This window comes from Flavobacterium glycogeni (assembly GCF_048286775.1).
Lineage (GTDB): Bacteria > Bacteroidota > Bacteroidia > Flavobacteriales > Flavobacteriaceae > Flavobacterium.
The window spans coordinates 73,543-98,053 of sequence record NZ_JBLVPV010000010.1 but is presented as its reverse complement, the minus strand read 5'-3'; the positions used below and the strand labels follow the sequence as shown (position 1 = coordinate 98,053).

Genomic DNA, 24,511 nt, shown 5'->3' with positions numbered 1-24,511 from the left:
TTCAGAGTTCAAAACTCTGAAAGGGTTAAAAGCGTTTATAAAAAAGGATACTAGCTCCCATCGGGGCTATAGACAACTATCATTTTCATAAGTATTTCTAGAATTATTTCCAGTTTGCCATTCCCACAAAGGAGGAATTTCCGCTCCGCATTCCACGATAAAAAACAACACTTATTTTCGACACAACTGATGGAATCAACAATGCAACTACCTCTTATATAGTATCCGCAAAGCCATCACATTAAAACAAAAACATAAACCGTTGATTTACATATAATTAAAAACTAATGAGAATTATTTAACATTTCAATAAGCAACCAAGCCTGTTAATAAACATCTATAGTATAATTATAAACAAATAATTTTATTATGAAAAAATTCAAATTACAATCGATTCTATTCGTATTATTCGCAACAACAGCATTAACTTCTTGTAGCAATGACGATGATGCACAAAGCGTTCCAGAACTGATTACAAAAAATGCTTTTGCAACTGAGGTGAATGGTCCAACAACAGGGAAAATAGATGAAATCATTACTTTAAATGTTGTCTTTACAGTGGATAATAGTTGTGGAGACTTCAATAAATTTATTGACGCTACAATAGGAACCGAAAAAGGGTTACAAGTAGAAGCTAAATATCTATCTGATATTTGCGACAAAAAAGTACCGGAACCCAAAACAACAACCTATAAATTCAAATCGACGGTTAAAGGAAGTTATGATCTGAAATTCAGAAAATCTGAAACGGAGTTTATCAAACATACTATTGTTATTAACTAGTTAGTTTTAATAAAAGGACTCCTTTTTTTACAAAGTCTTAGACTTTGAACAGCAATAGTCCCTTATTTAAATTAGTAAAAACATCAGTTGCAAGACTGGTGTTTTTTTATGCGTTATTTTTTAAGGAGCAGAACATTGGTATATTTTCATCACGAGTTGTCCCGCTATCTGCAGTATCTTTTTTTAAACGCAACCCTATTCAGAGTTCAAAACTCTGATAGGGTTAAAAGCGTTTATAAAAAAGGATACTTGCTTCCATCGGGGCTAAATCAGAAATTTTGCATTTCAAAAAATTAATTTATAAATAAAAAAGTTTTAGATTCGCACCAATAAACAAACAAAACGCGTTGATTAAATTTTGGCAAAGCAATACCAAAATCAACGTCTTTCTAAAACAATCAAAATGGCATCAGGTTTTTTCGCACTATTAGATGATATCGCAGCAATTATGGATGATGTTGCAGTAATGAGTAAATTTGCAGCAAAAAAAACGGCCGGTATTTTAGGCGATGATTTAGCCGTAAACGCCGAAAAAGCGTCCGGATTTATTTCTTCAAGAGAACTCCCTGTATTATGGGCAATTGCAAAAGGTTCCTTCATAAATAAAGTAATCATTTTACCCATCGCCTTTCTGCTAAGCGCTTTTTCCCCTTTGGCAATTATAATAATATTAGTGCTTGGCGGACTTTATTTAGCCTACGAAGGCGCCGAAAAAATATATGAGTATTTCTTTCCTCATGAGCATTCCAAACACGAAATTTCAATGGAACCGTTGACCGAAGAAGAAATTTTAACTTTCGAAAAAGGAAAAATAAAATCAGCAATAGTAACCGATTTTATTTTATCAGTAGAAATCGTAATTATTGCGCTGGGCACCGTAATTGGAAAACCCATTTCATCACAAATTATGGTTGTTTCCATCATTGCAATAATAGCAACCGTTGGTGTTTACGGCATTGTAGCCCTAATTGTCCGAATGGATGAAGTAGGTTTAAAACTGATTCAACTGAGTACCAAAGAACGTAGTTTCTCAAAAACCATAGGGAATATACTGGTACAAGCGCTTCCAAAGGTCATTAAAAGTTTATCCGTTATAGGCACAATTGCCTTGATATTAGTGGCTGGAGGCATATTTGTACACAATATCGATTTCTTACATCATGTATTCCCCCAATTGCCTTCCATCGTAACAGAATTTTGTATCGGACTACTAATTGGAGGAATTGTTTTGGGAATTGTAAACCTATTCAAAAAGATCATTGGGAAAAAGTAAGCAACACAAAATTGAATACATTTTAGCCGTATAAATAATTATAAAAAACTATGAAAACATCAGTCGAAAAACTGGTGTTTTTTTATACCGCACTGTTTTTTAGGAGCAGCACGTTTATGGGTTTTCATCACGAGTTGTCCCGCTTCCCGATAATTATCGGGACGCAGTATCTTTTTTTAAACGCAACCCTTTCAGAGTTCAAAACTCTGATAGGGTTAAAAACGTTTATAAAAAAGGATGCTTGCTCCCATCAGGGCTAAGTAATAACAAACTTTTTCCAGAAGAAAGTCCTGCTAAACGATTAGTTTTTCTAAAAATTAAATCTTTTTTTCCATTCCCGAATAGAGAAGTTGCCTTAATAATATGTAGTATATTATTTATATCTTAGCAAAACTATAAAAAGACTAATTGTGGCACAAAGCCAACCAAAAATGGGTGAATTGGAGCCGCTTTATGGTAAGTATAAACAAGTTGGCGGCAAGTTTACCAAAAACGATAACAAATAATAAACTATAAAAATGAAAAGAAAAATTTACATTGCAACACTCTTAATTTCTAACTTTATTTATTCTCAAAATGCAAATAAAGACTATTTAGTTACAGAAGAAAATGACACAATTTTTTGTAAAATAATTGGATTAAGTGGAAAACAAGTAGAATTTATAAAAGAAAACGAAAAATCAAGTTCTACAAAAAACATTTATAACTTTCTTGACGCAAATATTAACGATTTAAGTGTCGTAGAAAATCCTTTGGGAATAAAAATAGAACAACCAGAAAAAGGTTATGCTTATGTATATCTATATCGTCCATACGTTTATACGGGTTCAGCATTGAATTGTAAAGTTGAATATAATGGAACCAGTTTAATTAATCTAAAAACTAAAAGCTATTATTTACATAAAGTTAAAACAAACGAAATACACAAATATAAATGGAATAATAGTAATAGAAATATAGTTGAAATTAATGCAATAGAAGGAGGGATTTATTTCATAAGAGGTGCTTTTGGTTCTGAATATCAACCTTGGAATACAATATCAACAGTATCAAATGGTATGACTATATTTTTGGACAATCCCAAAATTGCAAAATATATGATATTAACAATGAAAAAAGAAAGTTCAACATATTAATTTAAAAAAATGACATTTAAAAGTATTCTTCCAATAATATCAAGTTTACTAATTTTAAGTTGTGAAAAGCAAAACCTTTGTGATGAAGGTTACAAACCACACGAACAAAATGGTCAAACAATTTGCATCCCTGATTTTCTAACAGGTCAAACATTTGATGTTAAACTTGGAAACACATATTATCATAATAAATATGGAGTAATTGTTTACGACAATGGAATATGGAAAAACGAAAACAATCAGATAATTAAAAATTTTGATAAATAAAAAACCAGTCACCAATCGAGTAGACGGTTCCGCCAGAAACTGAAGGAGTACTCCGTTCCACAAAAGTCCCTGTTCCACGAAGTCTCCCGACTTCGCCACACATGCTGAGCAAATAATACAATTCCACAGTCAAAGTCCTTGCAAGTTCCGATAGCTATCGGAACTCGCAAAGACAAAAAAACGACAATAGTGCTCTACAAAGTCTCGCCAGAAAAATAAAACCTGATAGTATATTTTGCTGGATTTCTTCCGATGGAGAACTGGTATTCAGAAACGGGGATTGGTAAAGTAAATTTTTCTTTATCTTTGAATTGGTAACCCAAAAACTATAATTATGATAAATAACATTTTCAAAAAAGGGATTTTAGGCGGAATAATAGTTTCTATTGTTATGACTTCGATGATCTATTATATGAAAACCAATCCTGGACAAGAGCCCAATGCAATTATAGGTTTTATCAGTATGTTTTTGGCTTTTATCTTCGTAATACTTGGCATAAAACAAGAACGTGAAATCAATAATGGTGCAATCACTTTTGGAAGAGCATTCCTAACGGGCTTGGGTATTTCACTCGTCATTTCAACAATTTACGTTTTGGTTTGGCTTGTTATTTATTATAACTTTTTTCCTGATTTTATGGAAAAATACAGTGAAATGGTGCTAAAACACACCAATCCTCAAGAGCTTGTCGCAAAAACTACCGAAATGAACCAAATGAAAGAATGGTATAAAAATCCATTAATGATCATTTTACTAACTTACATGGAAATTTTACCAATAGGAATTGTAGTTTCCTTAATTGGTGCATTAATTTTAAAGAAAAAATAATTCCAAATGCAACCTAAAGGCTATCTGAAGTATCCTGACTTCGGATTAGTTATATTCAAAATATCCTAAACTTAGAGTCTTTCAGCAATAAAAAAACTATTATAAATTCAGGTTTCAAACAACTCTAAAAGTAGTTTGAGTTTATTTTGACAAAAAAACAAAAAAAATATAAATCAAAATAACTACCTTTGAGAGACTAAAAACGATGGGATTATGGGAGCTTTAGAATTAAGAGACAGCATTTTAGAATCTATAAATACAGCCGATGAACGTCTTTTAAAAGTCGTTAAAGCTGTTATAGAAAGCTATCAAGAAGAGGAAATAGTGGCTTTTGCAGTTGACGGAAAACCAGTAACCAGAGCGATGTATAAATCGGAATTAGTCGAAGCAAAAGCAGAGATAAAAAGAGGAGAATATAGTACGCAGAAAGATTTAGAAAAAGAATCTGAGAATTGGTAATGGATAAATTAAAAATTATCTGGACACATACAGCCAAAGCACAATTAAAAACTATTTTCGATTATTACAAGGGAAAATCAGCTCAAGGAGCAACAAATGTTAAAGATGATATTCTAAAAATAACCAGAGAACTTCATTATGCAGAACAATATCAGCAAGACGAAATAGAACCTGAATATAGAAGAATCATCATAAGAGATTATAAATTGCTCTACAAAGAGGAAGAAAAAGGAGTTGTATTTATAGCACGAATATTTTGTACTAAACAAAATCCAAATAAACAGTTAGAATAAAAAAGGGTCTATTTCGACTCTTTTTTTATGAAATAAATTTGCCCACAGCAGTTTAGTGATTTCAGAATAGTTCTTAAAAAATCCAATACGATACACAGACTATTTAAAACCTAAAAAACACATTACCCCTATTTTCTACTCTTTATAAAATTCACTATTTTTGCAGTCTAAAATTTTAGTCATGCCAAATAAGAAATACAAAATAGCAGTCATTCAATTGAATCTTAATGATATTGCCGAAAACAACTTGAAAAAATGTATCAGTTGGGTTCGCGATGCCGCTAACCTTGGTGCCGAAGTTATTTCGTTACCGGAATTATACAGCAGTCATTATTTCTGTCAAAGTGAAGATGTAGATAATTTTGCTTTGGCAGAACCATTATACAGCACTTCGTTTATTGCTTTTAGCGCTTTGGCAAAAGAATTAGGCGTGGTAATTATTGTTCCTTTCTTCGAAAAAAGAATGGCAGGAATCTACCACAACAGCGCATACATCATTGATACTGACGGATCAGAAGCAGGATTGTATCGCAAAATGCACATTCCGGATGATCCTCATTTTTATGAAAAATTCTATTTCACGCCAGGTGATTTGGGTTTCAAAACGATTCCAACCAAAAAAGGAAGAATCGGAACCTTAATTTGTTGGGATCAATGGTATCCGGAAGCAGCACGTTTGACGGCGTTGCAAGGTGCTGAAGTGTTGTTTTACCCAACAGCAATTGGTTGGCATCCAGCAGAAAAAGATGAATATGGTGTAAACCAACATGGCGCTTGGATGAGTGTGATGAAAGGTCATGCGGTTGCCAATGGCGTTTATGTTGCAGCAGCAAATAGAATTGGTTTAGAGCAATACTTACCTGATACGGCGGGAATTCAGTTTTGGGGTTCTTCGTTTATTGCGGGACCACAAGGCGAAATTTTGGCGCAAGCCTCACACGACAAAGAAGAAATTCTGATTGCCGAAGTAGATTTAGATTTACAAGAAAATGTACGTCAGAATTGGCCTTTCTTTAGAGACCGAAGAATTGACGCTTTTGGTGATATTACAAAAAGAGCGATTGACTAAATCGTCTTTCCATAATTAAAAAATCCCTGCTGAGAAATAATTCTAAGCAGGGATTTTTATTTAAAAATAAACTTCTAAATCTAATTCAAATCTGGTTGGAATATTTTAACGACACCATCACCTTCACTACTCACCACCACTAAACTTCTTTTAGTCGGACTTTTCGAAGCCGGAATAAAAAGCAATCCTTCTGGAGCATCGCCTGTTTTAAAAGTCTGCAAAAATTTTGGATTAGCTGGATTCGTAACATCATATACCATAACGGCATCTACTCTTTCTAATCCAACGAAAAGAATCGTTTTATCACCCATTTTAGCAACCACAACTGATTCTGGTTCTACTGATTTATCATCACTTCTGGTGTCATCATACACACCAAATTCTTGGGCTTTTTTATCCAATTCATTTTTACTGTCAAAAACCATTTCTCCTGTATTTCCATTCCAAATAGAAAAAGAGCGGGCTCCAAAAGAAACTAATTCATCAAAATCACCATCACCATCCGTATCACCCATTTTGGTGTTGATATTCAATCTTCCCATGCTTGCCTCTGCTTTTAAAGCAGCCGCATTAGGAAATGCTATTGGATCAAGAACAACTGAAGAACTGCTGATTCTTTTTACATCTACAAAAGCAGAATATTCTCTGGCATCTCCTTCATTTGCAGTAACAAAATAAGGGATTTTATTGATTTCAAAATTACTGATGGCATCCGGTTGAAACATTCCTTTCGTTTTCCAAATATTCATCAAAACGCCACCATCTTTATCGCTGATATCTATGGCATTTTCGGCAAGATTGTACTCTTTGTACCCTAATGGAAAAATATTCGTAATAGTTTTAGTTGCCAAATCAATTTTAGCCACTCCGTTATTTTCCTGCAAGGTCACCCAAGCCGTTTTAGAATCGGACGAAATCGTTATGTATTCCGGTTCAATATCAGAGGTGAAATTATTTGTTGGACTTGCAATTCTGAATCCTTTTGTTTTCAGCGTACTCAATTGATTGCTAAAACTTCCGAAATTTAAAGTCGTCACTGCATAATTATTGTTAACCGCAATAATAGAAACGGAGCCGTCCGGATCTATAGAATAGGTGTCATTTGGCTCTCCTTCATTAGCAGTCATGATATAATTTCCGTCAGGAGAGAAAGTAATCATATCCGGCAAAGCACCAACCGTAATTTCTTTGATCACACTGTAATTAGCCGTATCAAAAACGACCACTTTTCCAGCATCTTGCTTATTTGGTTTTGCTTCTAATGCAACTGCTAACTTGCCATTATACGTTGCAACACTATTTGAAGCTCCGTTAAATGGGGTTAAATCGATACTTGTCACAAAAACCGGACTGGATGGATTAGATAAATCAATAACATCAATCCTATTTGTATTACTATTATTAACGGTAAATAACTTTTTAGAAACTTCATCATATGCACTTATTTCAGCAGCTCCGGCACCACCAATAGTAATAGAACCAATTTCTTTGAAAGTTGCTGCATTTTCATTTACAACTAATTCAGGAGATTCCTCTTTATTAGAGTCATTTTCGCAACTTGACAATACCATAATTGCCGCTAGAAAAGTAATACCATATTTTTTCATAACTGTATTTTTAAAATTTTTTCAAAAATAACTAGCTGAAGCCCGACAAGAATTAACTCAATATTATATAATCATTACCAAAACTATTCTTATAAATTCATGAAATGCCCGAAAATGAATAGTTGTTAACTATTTTAAAATCCTACTGAATGTTTATATTTGCAGTCTTTATAATTAGAAACGCTATATGACTACAAATAATAGAAGATTTCCTGCTGAATGGGAAAAACAACAAGGGATTTTACTTTGTTTTCCACACAACGGTAAGGATTGGCCAGGAAAATATGAAGCAGTTCAATGGGCTTTTGTAGAATTCATTAAAAAAGTGGCTACTTTCGAGCATGTATTTTTAGTGGTTGCCGATGAAAACCAAAAAGAAAAAGTCAATACCATGCTGGAAACAGCTCATGTTGTACTTGCAAATATTTCTTATATCATTCATAAAACCAATAGAAGTTGGATGCGTGATTCGGGTCCAATAATCGTTAAAAACGGAACCGAAAGAGAAGCGTTAAACTTTAATTTTAATGGTTGGGCCAAGTATAAAAACATTCAGCTTGACAAGTTTGTCCCTGCGAAAGTGGGCGAATTTCTGAATATTCCTGTGACTCAAGTCATGTACAAAGGAAAACCGGTTATTGTTGAAGGCGGTGCTATTGATACCAATGGAAGAGGAACTTTACTAACTTCAGAAGAATGCTTGATGCATCCTGATATTCAGGTTCGGAATCCAAATTTCACCAAAGCCGATTATGAAGCGGTTTTCAAGGAATATCTTGGGATTACGAATGTGATTTGGTTAGGTGACGGAATTGAAGGTGATGATACGCATGGTCATATTGATGATTTATGCCGATTTGTAAATGAAGATACGATTGTGACTATTGTAGAAACAGATCCAAATGACAATAATTATGCGCCTTTGCAAGACAATTTGAAACGTTTGCAAAATGCCAAACTGGAAAATGGTAAATCACCTGTAATTGTAGTTTTACCGATGCCCAAACGTTTGGGATTTGACGGCTTGCGATTACCTGCCAGTTATGCAAATTTTTTGATTTTGAACAATTGTGTTTTGGTCCCTACTTTCAATGATTCAAATGATCGTGTTGCGCTAAACATCCTTTCAGAATGTTTTCCTGATAGAGAAATCATCGGAATTAGCGCTATTGATTTAATATGGGGATTGGGAACTTTACATTGTTTGAGTCAACAAATTCCAGAATAAAAAAACAAACTTTTACTGTTACATAAAAAAAACACCAACATTATGCTGGTGTTTTTTTATGACTATACCGATTCAAAAAATATAATTTACTCTTTAGTAAAAGGTATTTTCTGTCCGTCACTCAAAATCATGTCTAATCCCGTTTTACTTTCATTAAATTGAAATGTAATCCCTGCTTGTTTAGACTCAAAAGTATCTTTTTCAATACGTTCAACAGTAAATGTTGGATAATTCGTTATGGCAACATTTAGAGCATTATTCTTTTCTGAAAACACAATTTTTATTGGAGCATTTTTATTAGAATAGGTTCCTAAATATTCATCTAAGATAATGTCAACATCAATCATTCCATTGGCAGAAGTCCAAGTATTATTTTCTTCATTACTATCTGGCAAAGCATGATCCGGGTCAAGAGTAATACTTTCAATTTCTTCCGTCGAATTATGTTTGAAAGACCAAGCTTTGTTTCTTTGCCAAATTTCTACCGGCAATTTAACACGAGTTACTTTTCCGCTTTTCGTTTTTATATCTAAAATTACCGGCATTGCCATTTTTTCGAAGTTTTCAATCGAAATTACAACTCCCTGTTTTGGATCGTTTTTAATGTATTTTATAGCATTAATTCCTTGATCTAAACGCCAGTTGTATTGGAACCAACCTCTCCAAAACCAACTCAAATCTTCTCCTGCAACATTTTCAATTGTTCTGAAAAAGTCATCCGGTTGTGGATGTTTGTAAGCCCAACGCTCTACATATGTTCGCAAAGCTAAATCAAAACGCTCTGGTCCAAGAACTTGTTCCCGTAAAATCACTAATCCTGAACTTGGTTTTGAATACGCTAAAAGACCAATATTAGCTTCTTTCATATTATCAGGCGAACTCATTATGGTTTCAAGATTTGGACTCGTATACACTTCAGCTCTTTGGTGCATATCAGCTGGCTTATCTTTGTATTCGCCATTATTAAAATCAACAGAACTCAATGAATTAATAAAAGTATTAAAACCTTCATCCATCCAAGCAAACATTCTTTCGTTTGAACCCACAATCATTGGAAACCAAATATGACCAAACTCATGATCCGTAACGCCCCATAAATCTTCCCCTTTAGACTCCCAACTGCAAAAAACAATTCCTGGATATTCCATTCCGCCTTCGTTTCCGGCAACATTTGTAGCGGCAGGATAAGGATATTCCAACCATCTTTTAGAATAATTTTCTATAGAAGCTTTCGTATATTCTGTTGAACGTCCCCAAGCACCATTTCCCGCGCTTTCAACAGGATAAACAGAAATAGCCAATGATTTTTTTCCGCTTGGCAAATTTATTTTTGCAGCGTCTAAAATAAATGCTGCTGAAGATGACCAAGAAAAATCACGGGCATTTTTAATTTTATAATTCCACGTTTTAGTAGTTGCAGCAACTGTTTTTGATGAGTTTGCAACTTCCTCAGCTGTACGAATAAAAACTGTTTTATCACTTTGTTTTGCCTGAGCCAAACGCTTTTGTTCTTTGGCAGAATAAACAGCTGTAGGATTCAGTAATTCCCCGGAACTCGCCACAATATGATTGGACGGAGCAGTTATACTTACATCAAAATCACCGTATTCCAAGTAAAATTCCGAAGCTCCTAAATACGGATTTGTATTCCAGCCTCTTACATCATCATACACACACATGCGTGGATACCACTGTGCTATGGTGAAAATTTTACCGTTTTTAGTTTCCAATACTCCCATTCTATCCGAACCTTCAAAAGGAGCTATAAAAGAGAAATCAATTTTGATTTTAACAGAACCGCCTTTAGGATTTAACCCTTGTGGAATAAAAACCTGCATTCTAGTATCCGTAATTACATATTTCGCTTCAGTCTCTGTAGATTTTCCTTTAACGGTAGCAATTATTTTAACTGATCTTATTTTATGTCCACCGTCAAAAATTTGGCCTTGAGCCCCATTTCGGCTTCCTGTCAAAGGAACAACTGCATTTCCACGGGAATCCGCTTTGAATAAATTTTGGTCTAAGTTCATCCAAACAAAAGCCAATTTATCTGGGCTGTTGTTCGTATACGTAATGATTCCTGTCCCAGTAATTTCGTTCTTCTTTTCATCCAATTTTGCCTTCAATTGATAATCGGCTCTGTTTTGCCAATATTCAGCCCCTGGTTGCCCACTTGCTGAACGCGTACTTGTTCCATTTTTTGAATAAAAAAATGGGGCAAAAGCATCATGATAATCATAGTTTGAGATTGGGTTACTTGATACATTTACAGGGGTTTGTTGCGCCCAAATAGACGTAACTCCCAATAATAAAGCCAAATGTAGCATGACTCTGAAGCGACTGTTTTTCATTTTTCTTATAGTTTATATCACAAATTAATGAAAAAAAAGAGAATTTTAAACTATTCAGAAAGAATTGATTCCATTTTAAATAAATAAAATCAAGCTTAAACCTAATTAGAATTAAAAATTATAAAATATATTTACCATACAAAAATCAATTTTAAAATTAACGAAGAACAATTTTGACAACTATAATAAAAAACTCAATTCTAACGGCTGAAATAAAAAATTTCGGTGCTGAATTAATTTCCTTAAAAACGAATCAGAATAGAGAATACATTTGGGAAGGGAATCCTGATTTTTGGGGCAAGCACTCTCCTATTTTGTTTCCAATTGTTGGGACTTTAAAAAACAATTCCTTTCATCATAATGGAATGGAATATCATTTATCGCGACACGGTTTTGCCAGAGACATGGAGTTTGAATTAATCGATGCAACAGAAAATAGTGCCACTTTCTCCATACAATCTTCTGAAGAAACATTAAAAGTCTATCCTTTTGAATTTGAATTGCAAATCATTTACACATTAAATGAAAATAATTTATCTATTGCATATAAAGTAATTAACAACGGGAAATCACAAATGCTATTTTCTATTGGAGCGCATCCCGCTTTTGCTTTACCAAATCAATTCGAAAATTATTCTATTGCTTTCGAAAAAGAAGAACCTTTGGAATATTATCTTTTGGAGGATGATTTAATTTCAAATAAAACTAAAAAACTAGAAGTTCATGATAAAAAAATTTCTCTGACTTATGAATTATTCGAAAACGACGCTTTAATTTTCAAAACATTACAATCCAATTCGTTGACGATTTTAGAAAATGAAAATCCAATTTTAAAAGTAAATTTTGAAAATTTTCCAAGTTTAGGAATTTGGACAAAAATGAATGCACCCTTTCTTTGTATTGAACCTTGGTTTGGTTATTCGGATACCAATGAGAACTCCGGAAATCTATTGGAGAAAGAAGGCATTCAGATCCTCAATTCCAGAGAAAACTTTGGAGCAAAATTCAGCATCGAAATTTTATAACCAACGGAAACTATTTTCTATATTTGGATAATGAACTATTATAACTGAAGTTCGTAAATAAATCAAACTATGCGTAATTTACCTCTTCTGTTAGCCTTTATATTTTTATCATCGGCTTGTTCCAGTTATAGAGTAACCGAAGATTATGTTTTTCCTTCCAAAAAAAATAAAGCTCTGTATATTAAATCTTATAATCAAACATTGAAATTATGGGATATTCCGTTTGAAGAAACTGATGTGATGACAAGTTACGGTATGGCACATATCATCATCAGCGGGCCAAAAACTGGTGAGCCTGTGATTTTATTCCATGGCACAGATGCAAGTTCCTCCATGTGGTTTCCTAACATAAAAGAATTCAGCAAAAGATACAGGGTTTACGGGATTGACTTTCCTTTGGAAGCTGGAAAGTCGGTAACAAACTGCATTAAATTGAGCAATAAAGAAACTGCTGGTTTCTATAATGAGATTTTTGAGCATTTTCAGATGAAAAACATTAATTTGGTGGGGGTGTCGAGAGGCGGCTGGATGGCCACCTATTTAGCCGTACAACCTGATAATAAAATTAAGAAAATAGTTTTACTGAGTCCTGCACAAACCTTTGGAGGTATCGAAAACATATGGAAAGTCCTCACTGCACTAAATCTTAAATTATTTCCAAGCCCAAAAAGTTTAATGAAATTTTTTAATGCATTTTCATACGATCCAGATAAAATTGACAGTATCTTTAAAGAACAACTTTATCTGGCCTACAAATATGGAAATAGCAAACCCCGATTATTAAATATGGTACGGTTTTCAGACAAGGATTTAAGATCATTGAAAATTCCTGTTCTGGTTTTGGTTGGTGATCATGACATCGTGAATAGTGAAAAAATATTCAAAAAAGCGCACAAATTAATTCCAAATGTAGAAACAGCAGTTATCAAGGACGCTGGGCATTTCATATCTATTGATCAATCCGAAATTATAAATAAAAAAGTTGTCGAATTTTTAAATAAAAACTAATAATGTTAACTATAAATTTCAGTCCATTCCCAAATTTAGAAACCGAACGCTTGCTTTTAAGAAGAGTGGATACTAATGATATAAAAGAGATTTTCGCTCTGAGATCTAATCCGGAAACTATGAAATACATTCCAAGACCTTTAGTCAAAACGGATGAAGATGCCTTGGAACATATTGCAATGATAGATACCAAAATAGAAACTAATGAAGGTATAAATTGGGCGATTACGTTGAAAGATAATCCCAAACTAATTGGAGTAATTGGTCATTACAGAATAAAACCAGACCATTTTAGAGCCGAAATAGGTTACATACTGCTTCCTGAATTTCATGGAAAAGGAATCATTTCTGAAGCTGTAAAAGAAGCCGTCAATTATGGTTTTAAAATAATGAAACTACATTCCATTGAAGCATTCATAGATCCTGAAAATCATGGATCTGCGAAAGTATTAGAAAAAAATGGTTTTGTTAAAGAAGCGCATTTAAAAGAAAATGAATTTTTTGAAGGGCGATTTTTGGATACGGTAATTTATTCCATTTTAAATAAATAGTCATTGTTTTTGTTCACTTTTATAATGTTAAAATACGTTTAAACTGACAACATTAACTCTAAACATAATAAGGTCTCAAACATTAATGGCTATATTTGCGCCTGTTTGTAGTCAAAATTTGACTGGATAAACAACAGAAAACACCCTTATGAAAAAATTATTTATTGCCTCTTTTCTTTTCTTCTCTTTTTTATTGCAAGCTCAAACGTATATAAAAGCAAATGCTTTTACAACTTTAATGACAATTCCAAATGTTGGTATTGAAACGAGTATCGGGGAAAAATCAACTTTACACTTTGATGCTTTAGCCTCTTTTTGGAAATCAGTAGGCGGAAAACCTAGACAATTTTATACTTTTACTCCAGAATATCGTTATCATTTTAAAGAAAAATACAATGGTTTTTATGCAGGTGCCCATATTGGAGCGAGTATTTTTAATTTTCAAAAATGGAATTACTTAAATACCGATATGTATGAAAAAGGGTTTGGATATTTTATAGGTTCAACTATAGGGTATCAAGTAAAAATTAATGACAAATTTATGTTGGATTGTTTCTTAGGTGGTGGATGGCATCAAGGTTTTTATAAAGGCTACCTTATAAGTACTGGAGAGCGTTATGAAACAGTTAAAAATTACAACAAAAGTGGTGAATGGTTGCCTTATAGAGGCGGCGTTATGGTTTCCTATAAATTAAACTAAAATCTATTTGGGTAATTTAGCCACTGATTTTATATATAAATCTTCCACTTGCTTTCTTGCCCAATCCGTTTTTCGTAAAAAAGTTAAACTGGATTTTATACTTGGATTTTCAGTAAAACATTTTACTTTAATGAGTTCTCCAAGAGTATCAAACCCATAATAATCGACTAATTGTTCAACGATTCTTTGAAGCGTAATTCCGTGAAGCGGGTCTTTCGATTTTGAGTTTTCCATTTTGCAAATATATAAAATCAGTAAATAATAATTTTTTAAATTTATTCAAATGAAAAAATTCATACTTATAATCGCTTTTTTTGCTTTGCAAGTTAGTTTTGGACAACAAAATACAACTACTTATTACTTTATACGTCACGCAGAAAAAACAGATAATTCTCAAAATCCTGATTTATCAGAAAGCGGTTTGGAAAGAGCTAATCTTTGGAACAAAATATTCTCAGAAGTTAGTTTTGATGAAATCTACTCAACGGATTATAAAAGAACAATACAAACCGCAAGTCCTACTGCTACAGCCAAGAAGATTCAAATTAAACTGTATAACCCTAAAAATATAACTATTGAATCTTTCAAAAAAGAAACTTTAGGAAAAAAAGTTTTGATTGTGGGACATAGCAATACCACACCAAATTTTGTAAATCAAATTATTAATCAAAAGATATATGCAGATATTGAAGATACTGTTTTTGGCAATCTTTATATTGTAACTATAGTTGATAAAACAATCTCATTTCAATTACTGAAATTAGAATAAAATAATCCAAAGAAACACAATTATAAAAAAAGTCACTATCGAATGGTAGTGACTTTTTGCATTTTTGTAGATTCCGAGTGAAATTTTAAAATTTCATTCCAAAGCCCATTCCTAAAATCAATGGATTAATGGTTACTTCTGCAGGAATACTGAGTCCTGCTGATAAATTTGAAGCATCAACAGTTACATCGGTTTTTAGAAATATTTTTTTAGCATCAACATTGATAAAGAAGGTGTCGTTCAACATTAAATCAAAACCCACTTGGAAAGCATAACCGACATTATTTTTATAACTAACATTTTTAACTGTATTTCCATCTTCTACATTGTAGAAAATAGTATAATTGACCCCAGCACCAACATAAGGTTTAAATACTTTTTCTTCAAAAGGTGTAAAATGGTATTGCAAGGTTAATGTTGGCGGTAATAACCAAACATTTCCTAAATCTACATTGATGTTATTTGGTCCTCCAATTGCAGAAATATCTGAACCAACAGTATTAACATCGTGTTTTGTAGTTCCCAGAATTAACTCGGCTGCAAAATTCTTTGTAAAAAAATAGGTAAAGTCCAATTCCGGAACAAATGTATTTGAAATAGAAACATCACCTCCAATAATTCCGATTTTGGCACTTTCATATGGTATAACTGCAATTCCTCTAATACGGGCCTGCCATTTTTTGAAATCTTGAGTGCTATTTTGTTCTTGGGCTTGTGCATTTAATGTCAAAAAGGACACTGCCATAAAGGCTAAGATAATTTTTTTCATTTTAACTTTGGTTTAAATTGTTGAACAAATTTAGGCTTGAGCCTTTCATTATTAACTGATATAAATCATAGTTTGAAAAATATTTACACTTATTTTAGGGCTTATTACTGGATAAATTTTCAATTTTATTATACATTTGTAAACTATGCTAAAAACAATAAATATATTAAACAAAAGAGCTCGATTTGACTATGAAATAATCGAAACATTTACTGCTGGAATTGTTTTAGCTGGTACCGAAATCAAATCCATTCGATTAGGAAAAGCGAACATCACAGAGAGTTTTTGTGAGTTTAGCAATAATGAACTTTTTGCGATAAATACCTATATTGAAGAATATACTTTTGGTAATCAATTTAACCACAAAGCCAGAAGTGAACGTAAATTACTTTTGAATAAAAGAGAATTAAAAGGTTTGCTAAAAAGTGTCCAAGCCAAAGGATTAACCATAGTTCCCTTGAAATTGTTTACCAATGAAAAAGGAATGGCTAAACTTCAAATTGGTCTTTGTAAAGGTAAAAAAACCTACGACAAGCGTGAATCTCTTAAAGAACAAGATACCAAACGCGACTTAGACAGAATCAAAAAATCGTTTTAAATTAAAAGAGTATTGAATAAATTATTTTTTATTTAAAAAAATGACTAAATTTGTCAAGACAATTAAAAACATTTTTTAAAAATGAAAACACTACTCAAAAATGCAAGAGAACAAAAAGGGCTCAAAACTAGAGAAGTGGCTCAACTTTTAGGAATTGATCAAGCCTTAATAAGTAAATTTGAAAGCGGAACCAGAAAGCCTACTAGAGAGCAAGTTATAAAATTAGCTTCTTTACTGGAAATAGATTTAGAAACAATAATGGTCGTCTGGCTTAAAGAAAAAATTCTTTATGAAATTGGCGAAGATGAATTTGCGTTAAAAGCATTATTGGTTGCGGAACAAGAAGTAAGGTATCAAAGTAAACCTTCAAAGAAAAAATTATCTACTACACTTCAGAAAATTTTAGATGAAATTGATATATTAAAGACTAAACTAGATGGGTTTCGTCAATTTGATAGCTATCGCATTGCACAAGCTTTAGAGCTAGAATACACATTTGAAAGTAACCGTATCGAAGGAAATACGATGACGCTTCGGGAAACTGATTTGGTTATCAATGAAGGTTTAACGATATCAGGAAAAAGTATGCGAGAACATCTTGAAGTGATTAATCATCAAGAAGCGATTGCATACATCAAAGATTTAATGCAAAGAAATAGTTCCATAAATGAACGCGAAGTACTGTCTATTCATAATCTTATTTTGAGAGGGATTCATCCGGAAGATGCGGGTCGCTACAGGAAAGTACAAGTAATGATTCAAGGAAGCAGTCATATGCCTTCACAACCGTTTCTGGTTGCCAAAGAAATGGAAGATTTTTTTATTTGGTATGAAACCAATAAATCAAGGCTTCATCCTATAGTTTTAGCTGCTGAAATCCACGAGAGATTAGTCACCATTCATCCATTTATAGATGGGAATGGCAGAACTTCACGCTTGGTTATGAACTTGATTTTATTACAACATGGCTACATTATCGCTAATATAAAAGGCGATTATGACAGTAGAATGCAATACTATCAGGCACTGGAAACGGCTCAAACTAAAAATAATAAAGATGATTTTTTACTCTTTATTGCTCAAATAGAAAAAGAAAGTTTAGAACGTTATTTAAACATTATTGGTCAATAAAAATACATCTTCAGCTCCCTTCCCTTCGGGAAGGGTTGGGGATGGGATTTTAATTTTTATCTTCCAATAAAGGAACGAATCGAAATTCACCAAACTCATGTTTCTCAAATTGTGTCTCATTTTTTCTAATTAACAAAGTCATAATTTGTACCTCTTCTCCTAACGGGATAACGAGCCTTCCTCCTATTTTTAGCTGTGCCATCAAAGGCTGTGGAATAAACGGAGCGCCCGCAGTAACAATAATGCTATCAAAAGGTGCGTAACTTGGTAATCCTTTATAACCATCTCCAAAAGAAAGATGTTTGGGACGAATATTCAGTTTTGGAAATAAAACAGAAGTTTGTTTGAACAATTCTTTTTGCCTTTCAACGCTAAATACTTTGGCTCCTAACAAACATAAAACAGCTGTTTGATATCCAGAACCTGTTCCTATTTCTAAAATTTTATGTTCTTTTTTTACTTCTAATAATTGAGATTGAAAAGCTACGGTGTATGGTTGCGATATCGTTTGACCAGCTCCAATAGGAAATGCTTTATCTTGATAAGCATAATCTTCAAAACTGGAATTTAAAAATAAATGTCTTGGAATCTTTTTTATCGCATCCAAAACACTTTTATCAGTAATCCCTTTTTGTTCTAAAACGCTTACTAATTGATTCCGAAGTCCTTGATGCTTGGCTGTGTCTTTCAAAATTTACTATTTTATTTTGGCAAAAATAGAAAACAATTTCTGAATTCAAATGTTGGATTTTAAATTTTAAATTAACTGAATAATTGTCTCATATCAATAATAGATTAATCATTTTATTGCTATTTTTGTAAAAATTACATCGTTATGCTGAAAATTGGAGTATTAGGTGCTGGTCATCTAGGAAAAATACATTTGCGTTTATTACAACAATCTGATAAATATGAATTAGTCGGTTTTTATGACCCAAATCAAGAGAATGCTGAAAAGGTTTCTAAAGAATTTGGCTATAAACATTTTAGTACAATTGCTACTCTTATTCATGCCGTTGATGTAATTGATATTGTTACACCAACTCTTTCTCACTACAAATGTGCCAAAGTAGCCATCAAATCTGGCAAGCATGTTTTTATTGAAAAACCCATTTCAAATACGGTTGAAGAAGCCGAAGAAATAATCGCTTTGGCAAAAGAATACAATGTCAAAGGTCAAGTTGGTCATGTAGAGCGTTTCAATCCAGCATTTATCGCTACCAAAAACATGATTGAAAATCCTATGTTTATTGAAACCCACCGTCTTGCTGAATTCAATCCGCGTGGAACCGATGTTCCTGTGGTTCTAGATTTGATGATTCATGATATTGATGCTATTTTGAGCGTTGTAAAATCAAAAGTGAAAAATATAAATGCCAGTGGCGTTTCGGTTATCAGTGATACACCAGATATTGCCAATGCGAGAATAGAATTCGAAAATGGTTGTGTTGCCAATTTAACGGCGAGCCGAATCTCTATGAAAAATATGCGTAAATCTCGTTTTTTCCAGAAAGACGCTTATATCTCGGTTGATTTCTTAGAAAAGAAATGTGAAGTGGTAAAAATGAAAGATGCTCCGGAAGTTCCCGGTGATTTTGATATGATTTTACAAAATGCTGAAGGCGTAAAAAAACAAATCTACTTCTCCAATCCAGATGTAGAACAAAACAACGCAATTCTTGACGAACTGGAATCATTTGCAGATGCCATCAACAATAACACTACTCCTGTGGTGACATTGGAACAAGCAACTGAAGCCTTAAGAGTGGCGTATCAAATTATTGATTGTTTCAAGAAATAATCTTTAAATTCTAAAATTAAAATATTTTAATCCAAAATAAGAATGAAAACAATAGCCGTAATCGGAGCAGGAACAATGGGGAATGGAATCGCCCACACCTTTGCACAAAGTGGTTTTACCGTAAAATTAATAGATGTTTCTGAAAAATCTTTGGATAAAGGAATGGCAACTATCGCCGCCAATTTAGACCGAATGATTGCAAAAGGAAGCATTACCCAAGAAGACAAAGCCAAAACGATTACCAACATCATCACATATACAGATATTAAAGATGGCGTTGTTGGAGTAGATTTAGTGGTTGAAGCTGCAACTGAAAACGTAGAACTAAAACTAAATATCTTCAAGCAATTAAACGAAGCTTGTTCTCACAATACGATTTTGGCAACCAATACTTCTTCCATTTCTATTACTCAAATTGGAGCAGTTGTGGCACATCCGGAACGTGTTATCGGAATGCACTTTATGAATCCGGTGCCTATCATGAAACTGGTAGAAATTATTCGTGGTTATAATACTTCTGACGAAGTGACGAAAATCATCATGAATCTTTCCGAGAAATTAGGAAAAACCCCCGTTGAAGTAAACGATTATCCTGGTTTTGTTGCCAATAGAATTTTGATGCCAATGATTAACGAAGCTATCGAAACATTATACAACAAAGTGGCCGGTGTTTATGAAATTGACACTGTTATGAAACTTGGAATGGGACACCCAATGGGACCTTTACAATTAGCCGATTTTATTGGTCTTGATGTATGTTTAGCTATTTTAAACGTAATGTACGACGGTTTCAAAAATCCAAAATATGCGCCTTGTCCATTACTGGTAAATATGGTTCGTGCGGGAAAAATGGGAGTGAAATCTGGTGAAGGTTTCTACGATTATTCCGAAAGCAAAAAAGCAGAGAAAATTTCTAAACAATTTATATAGTCTCTATGTTTAAAAGTCGAGCGTCTAAAATTAATTACTTTAAACGCCCGACTTTTGGCTTTTGACTTTTGACATAATTATGGCCAAAATAGTTCCTTTCAAAGCAGTTCGTCCTACTCGTGATAAGGTTTGTCTTGTTACTTGTCGTTCTTATGAAGAATATGTAAATGCTGAATTAGCAGCGCAATTGGATTTCAATCCGTTGTCTTTTTTGCATATTTTAAAACCAGCTTATACCAATCAGGAAAGCGTTTCTTTTGAAAAAAGATACCGACAAGTACATCAAAAATACGAGGATTTCAAAAATGAAATCATTTTAGTAAAAGATAAAAAACCTGCCATTTATATTCATAAAATTGTTACCAAAACACAATCATTCACAGGGATTATTGCGGGAACAAGCGTAGAAGATTATCGCAATGATATCATCAAAAAACATGAAGATATTATTGCTTTCAGAGTCCGATTACTAAAAGAATATATGAAATATTCAGAGTTCAATACCGAACCTGTTTTAATGACATATCCAGATAATAAAACCATAGAAAACTGGATTTTTAACTGTACCCAAAAATTAGCTGATTTTGAGTTTTCAACCACAAAAAAGGAGATTCATTACCTGTGGAAAATTGAAGATGCATTAGAAATCAATTGGCTCCAAAACATATTTGAAAAGACAAATAATCTTTATATCGCTGACGGTCATCATCGTACCGAAGCACTAAAATTATTATCGGAGGAAAATGATGATTCAGAAAATACAGCAAAAAATCACATCCTGAGCTATTTGATTTCCGAAAACAATGTCAAAATATATGAATTCAATCGTTTGGTAAAAGATTTAAACGGTTTCTCGAAAGAAGATTTCATAAATGAGTTGGACAAGAATTTCATTGTTGAAAATAAATTTCAGCAACCTTTTCAGCCTTCTCAAAAGCATCAGTTCGGAATGTATCTGGACAATGAGTTTTATAGCTTAATTTTACGAAAAGAAAATGAAGTTTTCAAAACAGCTTTAGACAGCTTAGACACTCAAATTTTATACAAAAAAGTGTTGCTGCCTATTCTTGCCATTGAGGATTTACGTAATGATGAACGAATAGAATACCTTTCAGGAAAACAATCCGTATTGGAAGTGAAAAATAAAATTGACCAAGGAGAATTTGAAATTGGTTTTATTCTATTTCCATCTAATATTGGAGAAATAAAAGCTTTGGCTGATGCCAATTTGATAATGCCACCAAAAAGCACATACATCGAACCAAAGTTTAGAAGCGGATTGGTCGTTTATGAACTTTAGGTTTTAGTAACGCTTTAAAATCAAAACATTAAAATGTCAATAGCGAACAACTTACTCAAGATAAAATCTACATTACCGCAACAGGTAACCTTAGTTGCAGTTTCAAAAACCAAACCTGTTTCGGATTTAATGGAAGGGTATGAAGCCGGTCAACTCATTTTTGGAGAAAACAAAATCCAGGAAATGGCCGAGAAATGGGAACAAATGCCCAAAGACATTCAATGGCATATGATAGGTCACGTTCAGACGAATAAAGTCAAATTTATGGCACAATTTGTGAGCTTGATTCACGGAGTAGATAGCTTAAAATTAGTACAGGAAATCAACAAACAAGCGCTAAAACACAATAGAATTATCGATTGTTTATTACAAATACATATTGCAGAAGAGGAAACTAAATTTGGTCTTGACGAGGAAGAACTCGCTTCACTCCTATCATCAAATGAATTTCAGGAACTGAAAAATATCCGAATTGTTGGATTAATGGGAATGGCAACTTTCACAGACAATAAAGATCAAATCAAGAAAGAATTCACCCATTTAAAATCTATTTTTGATGGATTCAAAATTCATAATTCACAATTTACCATTCTTTCTATGGGAATGTCGGGAGATTATCAACTTGCAATTGAATGCGGAAGCACAATGATTCGGATTGGAAGTAGTATCTTTGGGGGAAGAAATTAGCAATAACGAAATTCAATTTCAATAAAAATGCAAATAAACGAACCTAATTTTGAAAAAATATACAGTTTTGAAGACCGTTTAGTTCGATTTGCAGGTGAATGTATTTTCTTTGTTAGAAAATTAGAAAAGTCTTATGAAATTGAATATTATAAAAACCAACTGATAAGATCATCTGGAAGTTCTTCATTGAATTACGGAGAGGCTCAAGGAACAATAACAAGTAAAGATTTTATATTTAAAGTTTCTCTTTCCGTTAAGGAACTCAAAGAGTCCAGAAATTCATTAAAAGTTCTTGATTATATAAAAACAGGAGATTTAGAAGAAAGAAAGTGGCTTTTGACAGAAGTTGAAGAACTTATAGCTATCGCTTCAAAAATGATAAATAATAAAAAATAATTCAATAACAATTACAATGGCAATAAAAATATTTTTTCAATAGCAATTACAATAGCAATTACAATATTCAATTTTTTAGATTTTTAAAATTGATATTTGCTTTTAATATTGATTTTGTTATTATAATTGATTTTTGAAATTGACATTGCTATTGATTTTTGAAATTGACATTGAAAATGTACGCAATACTAGACATAGAAACCACTGGAGGACAATTCAACGAAGAGGGAATCACTGAAATCGCCATCTATAAATTTGATGGTCATGAAGTGGTGGATCAATTCATCAGTTTGGTAAATCCGGAAATTCCAATTCAACCATTTGTAGTGAAACTTACTGGTATTAATAATACCATGTTACAATCTGCTCCTAAATTTTTTGAAGTAGCAAAACGCATCATCGAAATGACAAATGATTGTGTTATTGTGGCTCATAATGCCTCTTTTGATTACAGAATACTAAGAACTGAATTCCGACGATTAGGGTATGATTTTGAAGCCAGAACACTTTGTACTGTTGAATTATCAAAAAAATTATTACCGGAGCAACCATCCCATAGTTTAGGAAAACTGGTCCGTGCTCTTGGAATCCCAATGGCAGACCGCCACAGAGCCAGTGGTGATGCATTGGCGACGGTGAAATTATTCAAAATACTTTTGGAGAAAGATTTAGAGAAAGAAATTGTAAAAGATTTTATAAAACTGGAAATCGAAAAAGGGATTGCTCCAAAATTACTGGATATTGTTTCTGGCTTACCCGCTAAAACAGGTATCTATTACATTCACAATGAAAAAGGAAATCTGATCTATATTGGCAAAAGCCGAAACATAAAAAAACGTGTCAATCAGCATTTTACAGGGACTTCCACAAAATGCAAGAAGATACAAGCCGAAGTTTTTACGGTAACATATGATGAAACCGGAAGTGAATTGATCGCTTTATTGAAAGAAAGTGAAGAAATAAAAATCAACAAACCTATCCATAACCGAGGACAAAGAAAAAATATTTCCCAATTGGCTTTATACGCTGAAAAAGATAAAAATGGTTATCTCAACCTAAAACTTCAAAAAGCAGACGGCCGAAAAAAAGAAATCACCTCATTTACTTCCTTGCAAGAAGGTAAAAATGCGTTGTTCAGAATAACATCCCATTATAATTTGTGCCAAAAACTTACAGGTTTATATGTTTCAAAAACTAACTGTTTTCAATACAATATAAAAGAGTGTGACGGAGCTTGCATTGGCGAGATTTCAGCTGAAGAATATAACGCAAGAGTTCAGGGATTTATAGAAAATAATAGCTTCGAAAATCAAAATATGGTACTTGTTGACCGAGGAAGAACCATCAATGAACGCAGCGCAGTTTTAATTGAAAACGGAATTTATAAAGGCTATGCTTTCTATGACCTAAACTATCAAATAAACAACATCGAAATCCTTAAAAACATTATCATTCCCATGCAAAACAATAGGGATATACGTAATATCATTCAAGGTCATGTTCGAAAAAGTAAAACACTGAAAATTGTAAAATTCTAATCACATGCTAATA

General features: G+C 32.9%; 27 protein-coding genes. 22 read left to right on the top strand and 5 right to left on the bottom strand.

The window, feature by feature from the left end; all coding sequences use genetic code 11:
* The first annotated feature begins 369 nt into the window (after positions 1–369).
* The 8 genes from ACNQGX_RS10100 to ACNQGX_RS10065 all read left to right on the top strand — a co-directional run bounded on the left by ACNQGX_RS10100 (position 370) and on the right by ACNQGX_RS10065 (position 6,109).
* Entirely contained in the window at positions 370–783 is a 414-nt protein-coding gene (locus ACNQGX_RS10100) for a hypothetical protein (RefSeq protein WP_417975869.1), read from the top strand.
* Positions 784–1,186: 403 nt separating this feature from the next.
* Positions 1,187–2,056 (top strand): DUF808 domain-containing protein, encoded by an 870-nt coding sequence (locus ACNQGX_RS10095; protein WP_417975867.1) that lies wholly within the window; start codon positions 1,187–1,189, stop codon positions 2,054–2,056.
* 518 nt (positions 2,057–2,574) lie between these two features.
* Complete coding sequence (locus ACNQGX_RS10090) at positions 2,575–3,192, top strand: hypothetical protein (protein ID WP_417975865.1); 618 nt, start codon at positions 2,575–2,577, stop codon at positions 3,190–3,192.
* Positions 3,193–3,201: 9 nt separating this feature from the next.
* Entirely contained in the window at positions 3,202–3,459 is a 258-nt protein-coding gene (locus ACNQGX_RS10085; RefSeq protein WP_417975863.1) for a hypothetical protein, read from the top strand.
* A gap of 334 nt (positions 3,460–3,793) precedes the next feature.
* A complete protein-coding gene (locus ACNQGX_RS10080; protein WP_417975861.1) occupies positions 3,794–4,288 on the top strand; it encodes a DUF4199 domain-containing protein in 495 nt (164 codons plus the stop codon).
* A 213-nt stretch (positions 4,289–4,501) separates the two neighbouring features.
* Positions 4,502–4,747 (top strand): hypothetical protein, encoded by a 246-nt coding sequence (locus ACNQGX_RS10075; protein ID WP_131916495.1) that lies wholly within the window; start codon positions 4,502–4,504, stop codon positions 4,745–4,747.
* A complete protein-coding gene (locus ACNQGX_RS10070) occupies positions 4,747–5,040 on the top strand; it encodes a type II toxin-antitoxin system RelE/ParE family toxin (protein ID WP_235831760.1) in 294 nt (97 codons plus the stop codon). Before ACNQGX_RS10075 ends, ACNQGX_RS10070 begins: the two co-directional genes overlap by 1 nt.
* 181 nt (positions 5,041–5,221) lie before the next feature.
* On the top strand, positions 5,222–6,109 hold the full coding sequence (locus ACNQGX_RS10065; RefSeq protein WP_417975858.1) for a carbon-nitrogen hydrolase: 888 nt from the start codon (positions 5,222–5,224) through the stop codon (positions 6,107–6,109).
* A gap of 80 nt (positions 6,110–6,189) precedes the next feature.
* Here the strand turns inward: ACNQGX_RS10065 and ACNQGX_RS10060 are convergent, their stop codons facing one another.
* Positions 6,190–7,716, bottom strand: coding sequence for a choice-of-anchor I family protein (locus ACNQGX_RS10060; protein WP_417975856.1), 1,527 nt, complete (start codon positions 7,714–7,716; stop codon positions 6,190–6,192).
* 187 nt (positions 7,717–7,903) lie between these two features.
* Here ACNQGX_RS10060 and ACNQGX_RS10055 point away from each other — a divergent pair, with 187 nt between their 5' ends.
* Positions 7,904–8,944 carry an agmatine deiminase family protein gene (locus tag ACNQGX_RS10055; RefSeq protein WP_417975854.1) on the top strand — a complete coding sequence of 347 codons (1,041 nt, stop codon included), beginning with the start codon at positions 7,904–7,906 and terminating at the stop codon, positions 8,942–8,944.
* Positions 8,945–9,030: 86 nt separating this feature from the next.
* Here ACNQGX_RS10055 and ACNQGX_RS10050 read toward each other — a convergent pair whose 3' ends face one another.
* Complete coding sequence (locus tag ACNQGX_RS10050) at positions 9,031–11,295, bottom strand: M1 family metallopeptidase (protein WP_417975852.1); 2,265 nt, start codon at positions 11,293–11,295, stop codon at positions 9,031–9,033.
* A 173-nt stretch (positions 11,296–11,468) separates the two neighbouring features.
* On the opposite strand from ACNQGX_RS10050, the gene ACNQGX_RS10045 reads away from it, so the two are divergent.
* The 4 genes from ACNQGX_RS10045 (at position 11,469) to ACNQGX_RS10030 (ending at position 14,579) form a co-directional block, all read left to right on the top strand.
* On the top strand, positions 11,469–12,320 hold the full coding sequence (locus tag ACNQGX_RS10045) for an aldose 1-epimerase family protein (protein ID WP_417975850.1): 852 nt from the start codon (positions 11,469–11,471) through the stop codon (positions 12,318–12,320).
* Between the two features lie 69 nt (positions 12,321–12,389).
* Positions 12,390–13,328: an alpha/beta fold hydrolase gene (locus ACNQGX_RS10040; RefSeq protein WP_417975848.1), complete on the top strand. Its 939-nt coding sequence runs from the start codon at positions 12,390–12,392 to the stop codon at positions 13,326–13,328.
* A gap of 2 nt (positions 13,329–13,330) precedes the next feature.
* On the top strand, positions 13,331–13,879 hold the full coding sequence (locus tag ACNQGX_RS10035) for a GNAT family N-acetyltransferase (protein ID WP_417975846.1): 549 nt from the start codon (positions 13,331–13,333) through the stop codon (positions 13,877–13,879).
* 148 nt (positions 13,880–14,027) lie between these two features.
* On the top strand, positions 14,028–14,579 hold the full coding sequence (locus tag ACNQGX_RS10030) for a DUF3575 domain-containing protein (RefSeq protein ID WP_417975844.1): 552 nt from the start codon (positions 14,028–14,030) through the stop codon (positions 14,577–14,579).
* A 3-nt stretch (positions 14,580–14,582) separates the two neighbouring features.
* Here the strand turns inward: ACNQGX_RS10030 and ACNQGX_RS10025 are convergent, their stop codons facing one another.
* Positions 14,583–14,813: a VF530 family protein gene (locus ACNQGX_RS10025; protein ID WP_417975842.1), complete on the bottom strand. Its 231-nt coding sequence runs from the start codon at positions 14,811–14,813 to the stop codon at positions 14,583–14,585.
* Between the two features lie 49 nt (positions 14,814–14,862).
* Here ACNQGX_RS10025 and ACNQGX_RS10020 point away from each other — a divergent pair, with 49 nt between their 5' ends.
* The gene (locus tag ACNQGX_RS10020) at positions 14,863–15,348 is read left to right on the top strand and encodes a phosphoglycerate mutase family protein (protein WP_417975840.1); all 486 of its coding nucleotides are present in this window, start codon (positions 14,863–14,865) and stop codon (positions 15,346–15,348) included.
* Positions 15,349–15,433: 85 nt separating this feature from the next.
* Here ACNQGX_RS10020 and ACNQGX_RS10015 read toward each other — a convergent pair whose 3' ends face one another.
* The gene (locus ACNQGX_RS10015; protein ID WP_131916484.1) at positions 15,434–16,117 is read right to left on the bottom strand and encodes an OmpW/AlkL family protein; all 684 of its coding nucleotides are present in this window, start codon (positions 16,115–16,117) and stop codon (positions 15,434–15,436) included.
* A gap of 145 nt (positions 16,118–16,262) precedes the next feature.
* On the opposite strand from ACNQGX_RS10015, the gene smpB reads away from it, so the two are divergent.
* Positions 16,263–16,715 carry an SsrA-binding protein SmpB gene (gene smpB, locus ACNQGX_RS10010; RefSeq protein WP_131997292.1) on the top strand — a complete coding sequence of 151 codons (453 nt, stop codon included), beginning with the start codon at positions 16,263–16,265 and terminating at the stop codon, positions 16,713–16,715.
* An 81-nt stretch (positions 16,716–16,796) separates the two neighbouring features.
* Positions 16,797–17,846, top strand: a complete 1,050-nt coding sequence (locus ACNQGX_RS10005) for a Fic family protein (protein WP_417975837.1) — start codon at positions 16,797–16,799, stop codon at positions 17,844–17,846.
* Between the two features lie 49 nt (positions 17,847–17,895).
* Here ACNQGX_RS10005 and ACNQGX_RS10000 read toward each other — a convergent pair whose 3' ends face one another.
* Positions 17,896–18,537, bottom strand: coding sequence for a protein-L-isoaspartate(D-aspartate) O-methyltransferase (locus ACNQGX_RS10000; protein ID WP_131916481.1), 642 nt, complete (start codon positions 18,535–18,537; stop codon positions 17,896–17,898).
* A 144-nt stretch (positions 18,538–18,681) separates the two neighbouring features.
* On the opposite strand from ACNQGX_RS10000, the gene ACNQGX_RS09995 reads away from it, so the two are divergent.
* From ACNQGX_RS09995 to ACNQGX_RS09970, 6 genes are all read left to right on the top strand, one after another.
* Positions 18,682–19,647 carry a Gfo/Idh/MocA family protein gene (locus ACNQGX_RS09995; protein WP_091170433.1) on the top strand — a complete coding sequence of 322 codons (966 nt, stop codon included), beginning with the start codon at positions 18,682–18,684 and terminating at the stop codon, positions 19,645–19,647.
* A 42-nt stretch (positions 19,648–19,689) separates the two neighbouring features.
* Positions 19,690–20,577 (top strand): 3-hydroxyacyl-CoA dehydrogenase family protein, encoded by an 888-nt coding sequence (locus tag ACNQGX_RS09990; protein ID WP_099715112.1) that lies wholly within the window; start codon positions 19,690–19,692, stop codon positions 20,575–20,577.
* Between the two features lie 79 nt (positions 20,578–20,656).
* Positions 20,657–21,877 carry a DUF1015 domain-containing protein gene (locus tag ACNQGX_RS09985; protein ID WP_417975834.1) on the top strand — a complete coding sequence of 407 codons (1,221 nt, stop codon included), beginning with the start codon at positions 20,657–20,659 and terminating at the stop codon, positions 21,875–21,877.
* A gap of 33 nt (positions 21,878–21,910) precedes the next feature.
* On the top strand, positions 21,911–22,564 hold the full coding sequence (locus ACNQGX_RS09980; protein ID WP_417975832.1) for a YggS family pyridoxal phosphate-dependent enzyme: 654 nt from the start codon (positions 21,911–21,913) through the stop codon (positions 22,562–22,564).
* A 27-nt stretch (positions 22,565–22,591) separates the two neighbouring features.
* A complete protein-coding gene (locus tag ACNQGX_RS09975; RefSeq protein ID WP_417975830.1) occupies positions 22,592–22,960 on the top strand; it encodes a four helix bundle protein in 369 nt (122 codons plus the stop codon).
* 176 nt (positions 22,961–23,136) lie between these two features.
* A complete protein-coding gene (locus ACNQGX_RS09970; RefSeq protein ID WP_417975828.1) occupies positions 23,137–24,498 on the top strand; it encodes an exonuclease domain-containing protein in 1,362 nt (453 codons plus the stop codon).
* The last annotated feature ends 13 nt before the right edge of the window (positions 24,499–24,511 follow it).

Bases quoted from the DNA above. Each gene is read 5' to 3' on its own strand.
- ACNQGX_RS10040 (WP_417975848.1), top strand. From the start codon at position 12,390: ATGCGTAATTTACCTCTTCTGTTAGCCTTTATATTTTTATCATCGGCT.
- ACNQGX_RS10100 (WP_417975869.1), top strand. From the start codon at position 370: ATGAAAAAATTCAAATTACAATCGATTCTATTCGTATTATTCGCAACA.
- ACNQGX_RS10090 (WP_417975865.1), top strand. From the start codon at position 2,575: ATGAAAAGAAAAATTTACATTGCAACACTCTTAATTTCTAACTTTATT.
- ACNQGX_RS10025 (WP_417975842.1), bottom strand. From the start codon at position 14,813: ATGGAAAACTCAAAATCGAAAGACCCGCTTCACGGAATTACGCTTCAA.
- smpB (WP_131997292.1), top strand. From the start codon at position 16,263: ATGCTAAAAACAATAAATATATTAAACAAAAGAGCTCGATTTGACTAT.
- ACNQGX_RS10065 (WP_417975858.1), top strand. From the start codon at position 5,222: ATGCCAAATAAGAAATACAAAATAGCAGTCATTCAATTGAATCTTAAT.
- ACNQGX_RS10095 (WP_417975867.1), top strand. From the start codon at position 1,187: ATGGCATCAGGTTTTTTCGCACTATTAGATGATATCGCAGCAATTATG.
- ACNQGX_RS09970 (WP_417975828.1), top strand. From the start codon at position 23,137: ATGTACGCAATACTAGACATAGAAACCACTGGAGGACAATTCAACGAA.
- ACNQGX_RS10030 (WP_417975844.1), top strand. From the start codon at position 14,028: ATGAAAAAATTATTTATTGCCTCTTTTCTTTTCTTCTCTTTTTTATTG.
- ACNQGX_RS10015 (WP_131916484.1), bottom strand. From the start codon at position 16,117: ATGAAAAAAATTATCTTAGCCTTTATGGCAGTGTCCTTTTTGACATTA.
- ACNQGX_RS09995 (WP_091170433.1), top strand. From the start codon at position 18,682: ATGCTGAAAATTGGAGTATTAGGTGCTGGTCATCTAGGAAAAATACAT.
- ACNQGX_RS10005 (WP_417975837.1), top strand. From the start codon at position 16,797: ATGAAAACACTACTCAAAAATGCAAGAGAACAAAAAGGGCTCAAAACT.
- ACNQGX_RS09975 (WP_417975830.1), top strand. From the start codon at position 22,592: ATGCAAATAAACGAACCTAATTTTGAAAAAATATACAGTTTTGAAGAC.
- ACNQGX_RS10055 (WP_417975854.1), top strand. From the start codon at position 7,904: ATGACTACAAATAATAGAAGATTTCCTGCTGAATGGGAAAAACAACAA.
- ACNQGX_RS10075 (WP_131916495.1), top strand. From the start codon at position 4,502: ATGGGAGCTTTAGAATTAAGAGACAGCATTTTAGAATCTATAAATACA.
- ACNQGX_RS09990 (WP_099715112.1), top strand. From the start codon at position 19,690: ATGAAAACAATAGCCGTAATCGGAGCAGGAACAATGGGGAATGGAATC.
- ACNQGX_RS10050 (WP_417975852.1), bottom strand. From the start codon at position 11,295: ATGAAAAACAGTCGCTTCAGAGTCATGCTACATTTGGCTTTATTATTG.
- ACNQGX_RS10020 (WP_417975840.1), top strand. From the start codon at position 14,863: ATGAAAAAATTCATACTTATAATCGCTTTTTTTGCTTTGCAAGTTAGT.
- ACNQGX_RS10080 (WP_417975861.1), top strand. From the start codon at position 3,794: ATGATAAATAACATTTTCAAAAAAGGGATTTTAGGCGGAATAATAGTT.
- ACNQGX_RS09985 (WP_417975834.1), top strand. From the start codon at position 20,657: ATGGCCAAAATAGTTCCTTTCAAAGCAGTTCGTCCTACTCGTGATAAG.
- ACNQGX_RS09980 (WP_417975832.1), top strand. From the start codon at position 21,911: ATGTCAATAGCGAACAACTTACTCAAGATAAAATCTACATTACCGCAA.
- ACNQGX_RS10085 (WP_417975863.1), top strand. From the start codon at position 3,202: ATGACATTTAAAAGTATTCTTCCAATAATATCAAGTTTACTAATTTTA.
- ACNQGX_RS10070 (WP_235831760.1), top strand. From the start codon at position 4,747: ATGGATAAATTAAAAATTATCTGGACACATACAGCCAAAGCACAATTA.
- ACNQGX_RS10060 (WP_417975856.1), bottom strand. From the start codon at position 7,716: ATGAAAAAATATGGTATTACTTTTCTAGCGGCAATTATGGTATTGTCA.
- ACNQGX_RS10035 (WP_417975846.1), top strand. From the start codon at position 13,331: ATGTTAACTATAAATTTCAGTCCATTCCCAAATTTAGAAACCGAACGC.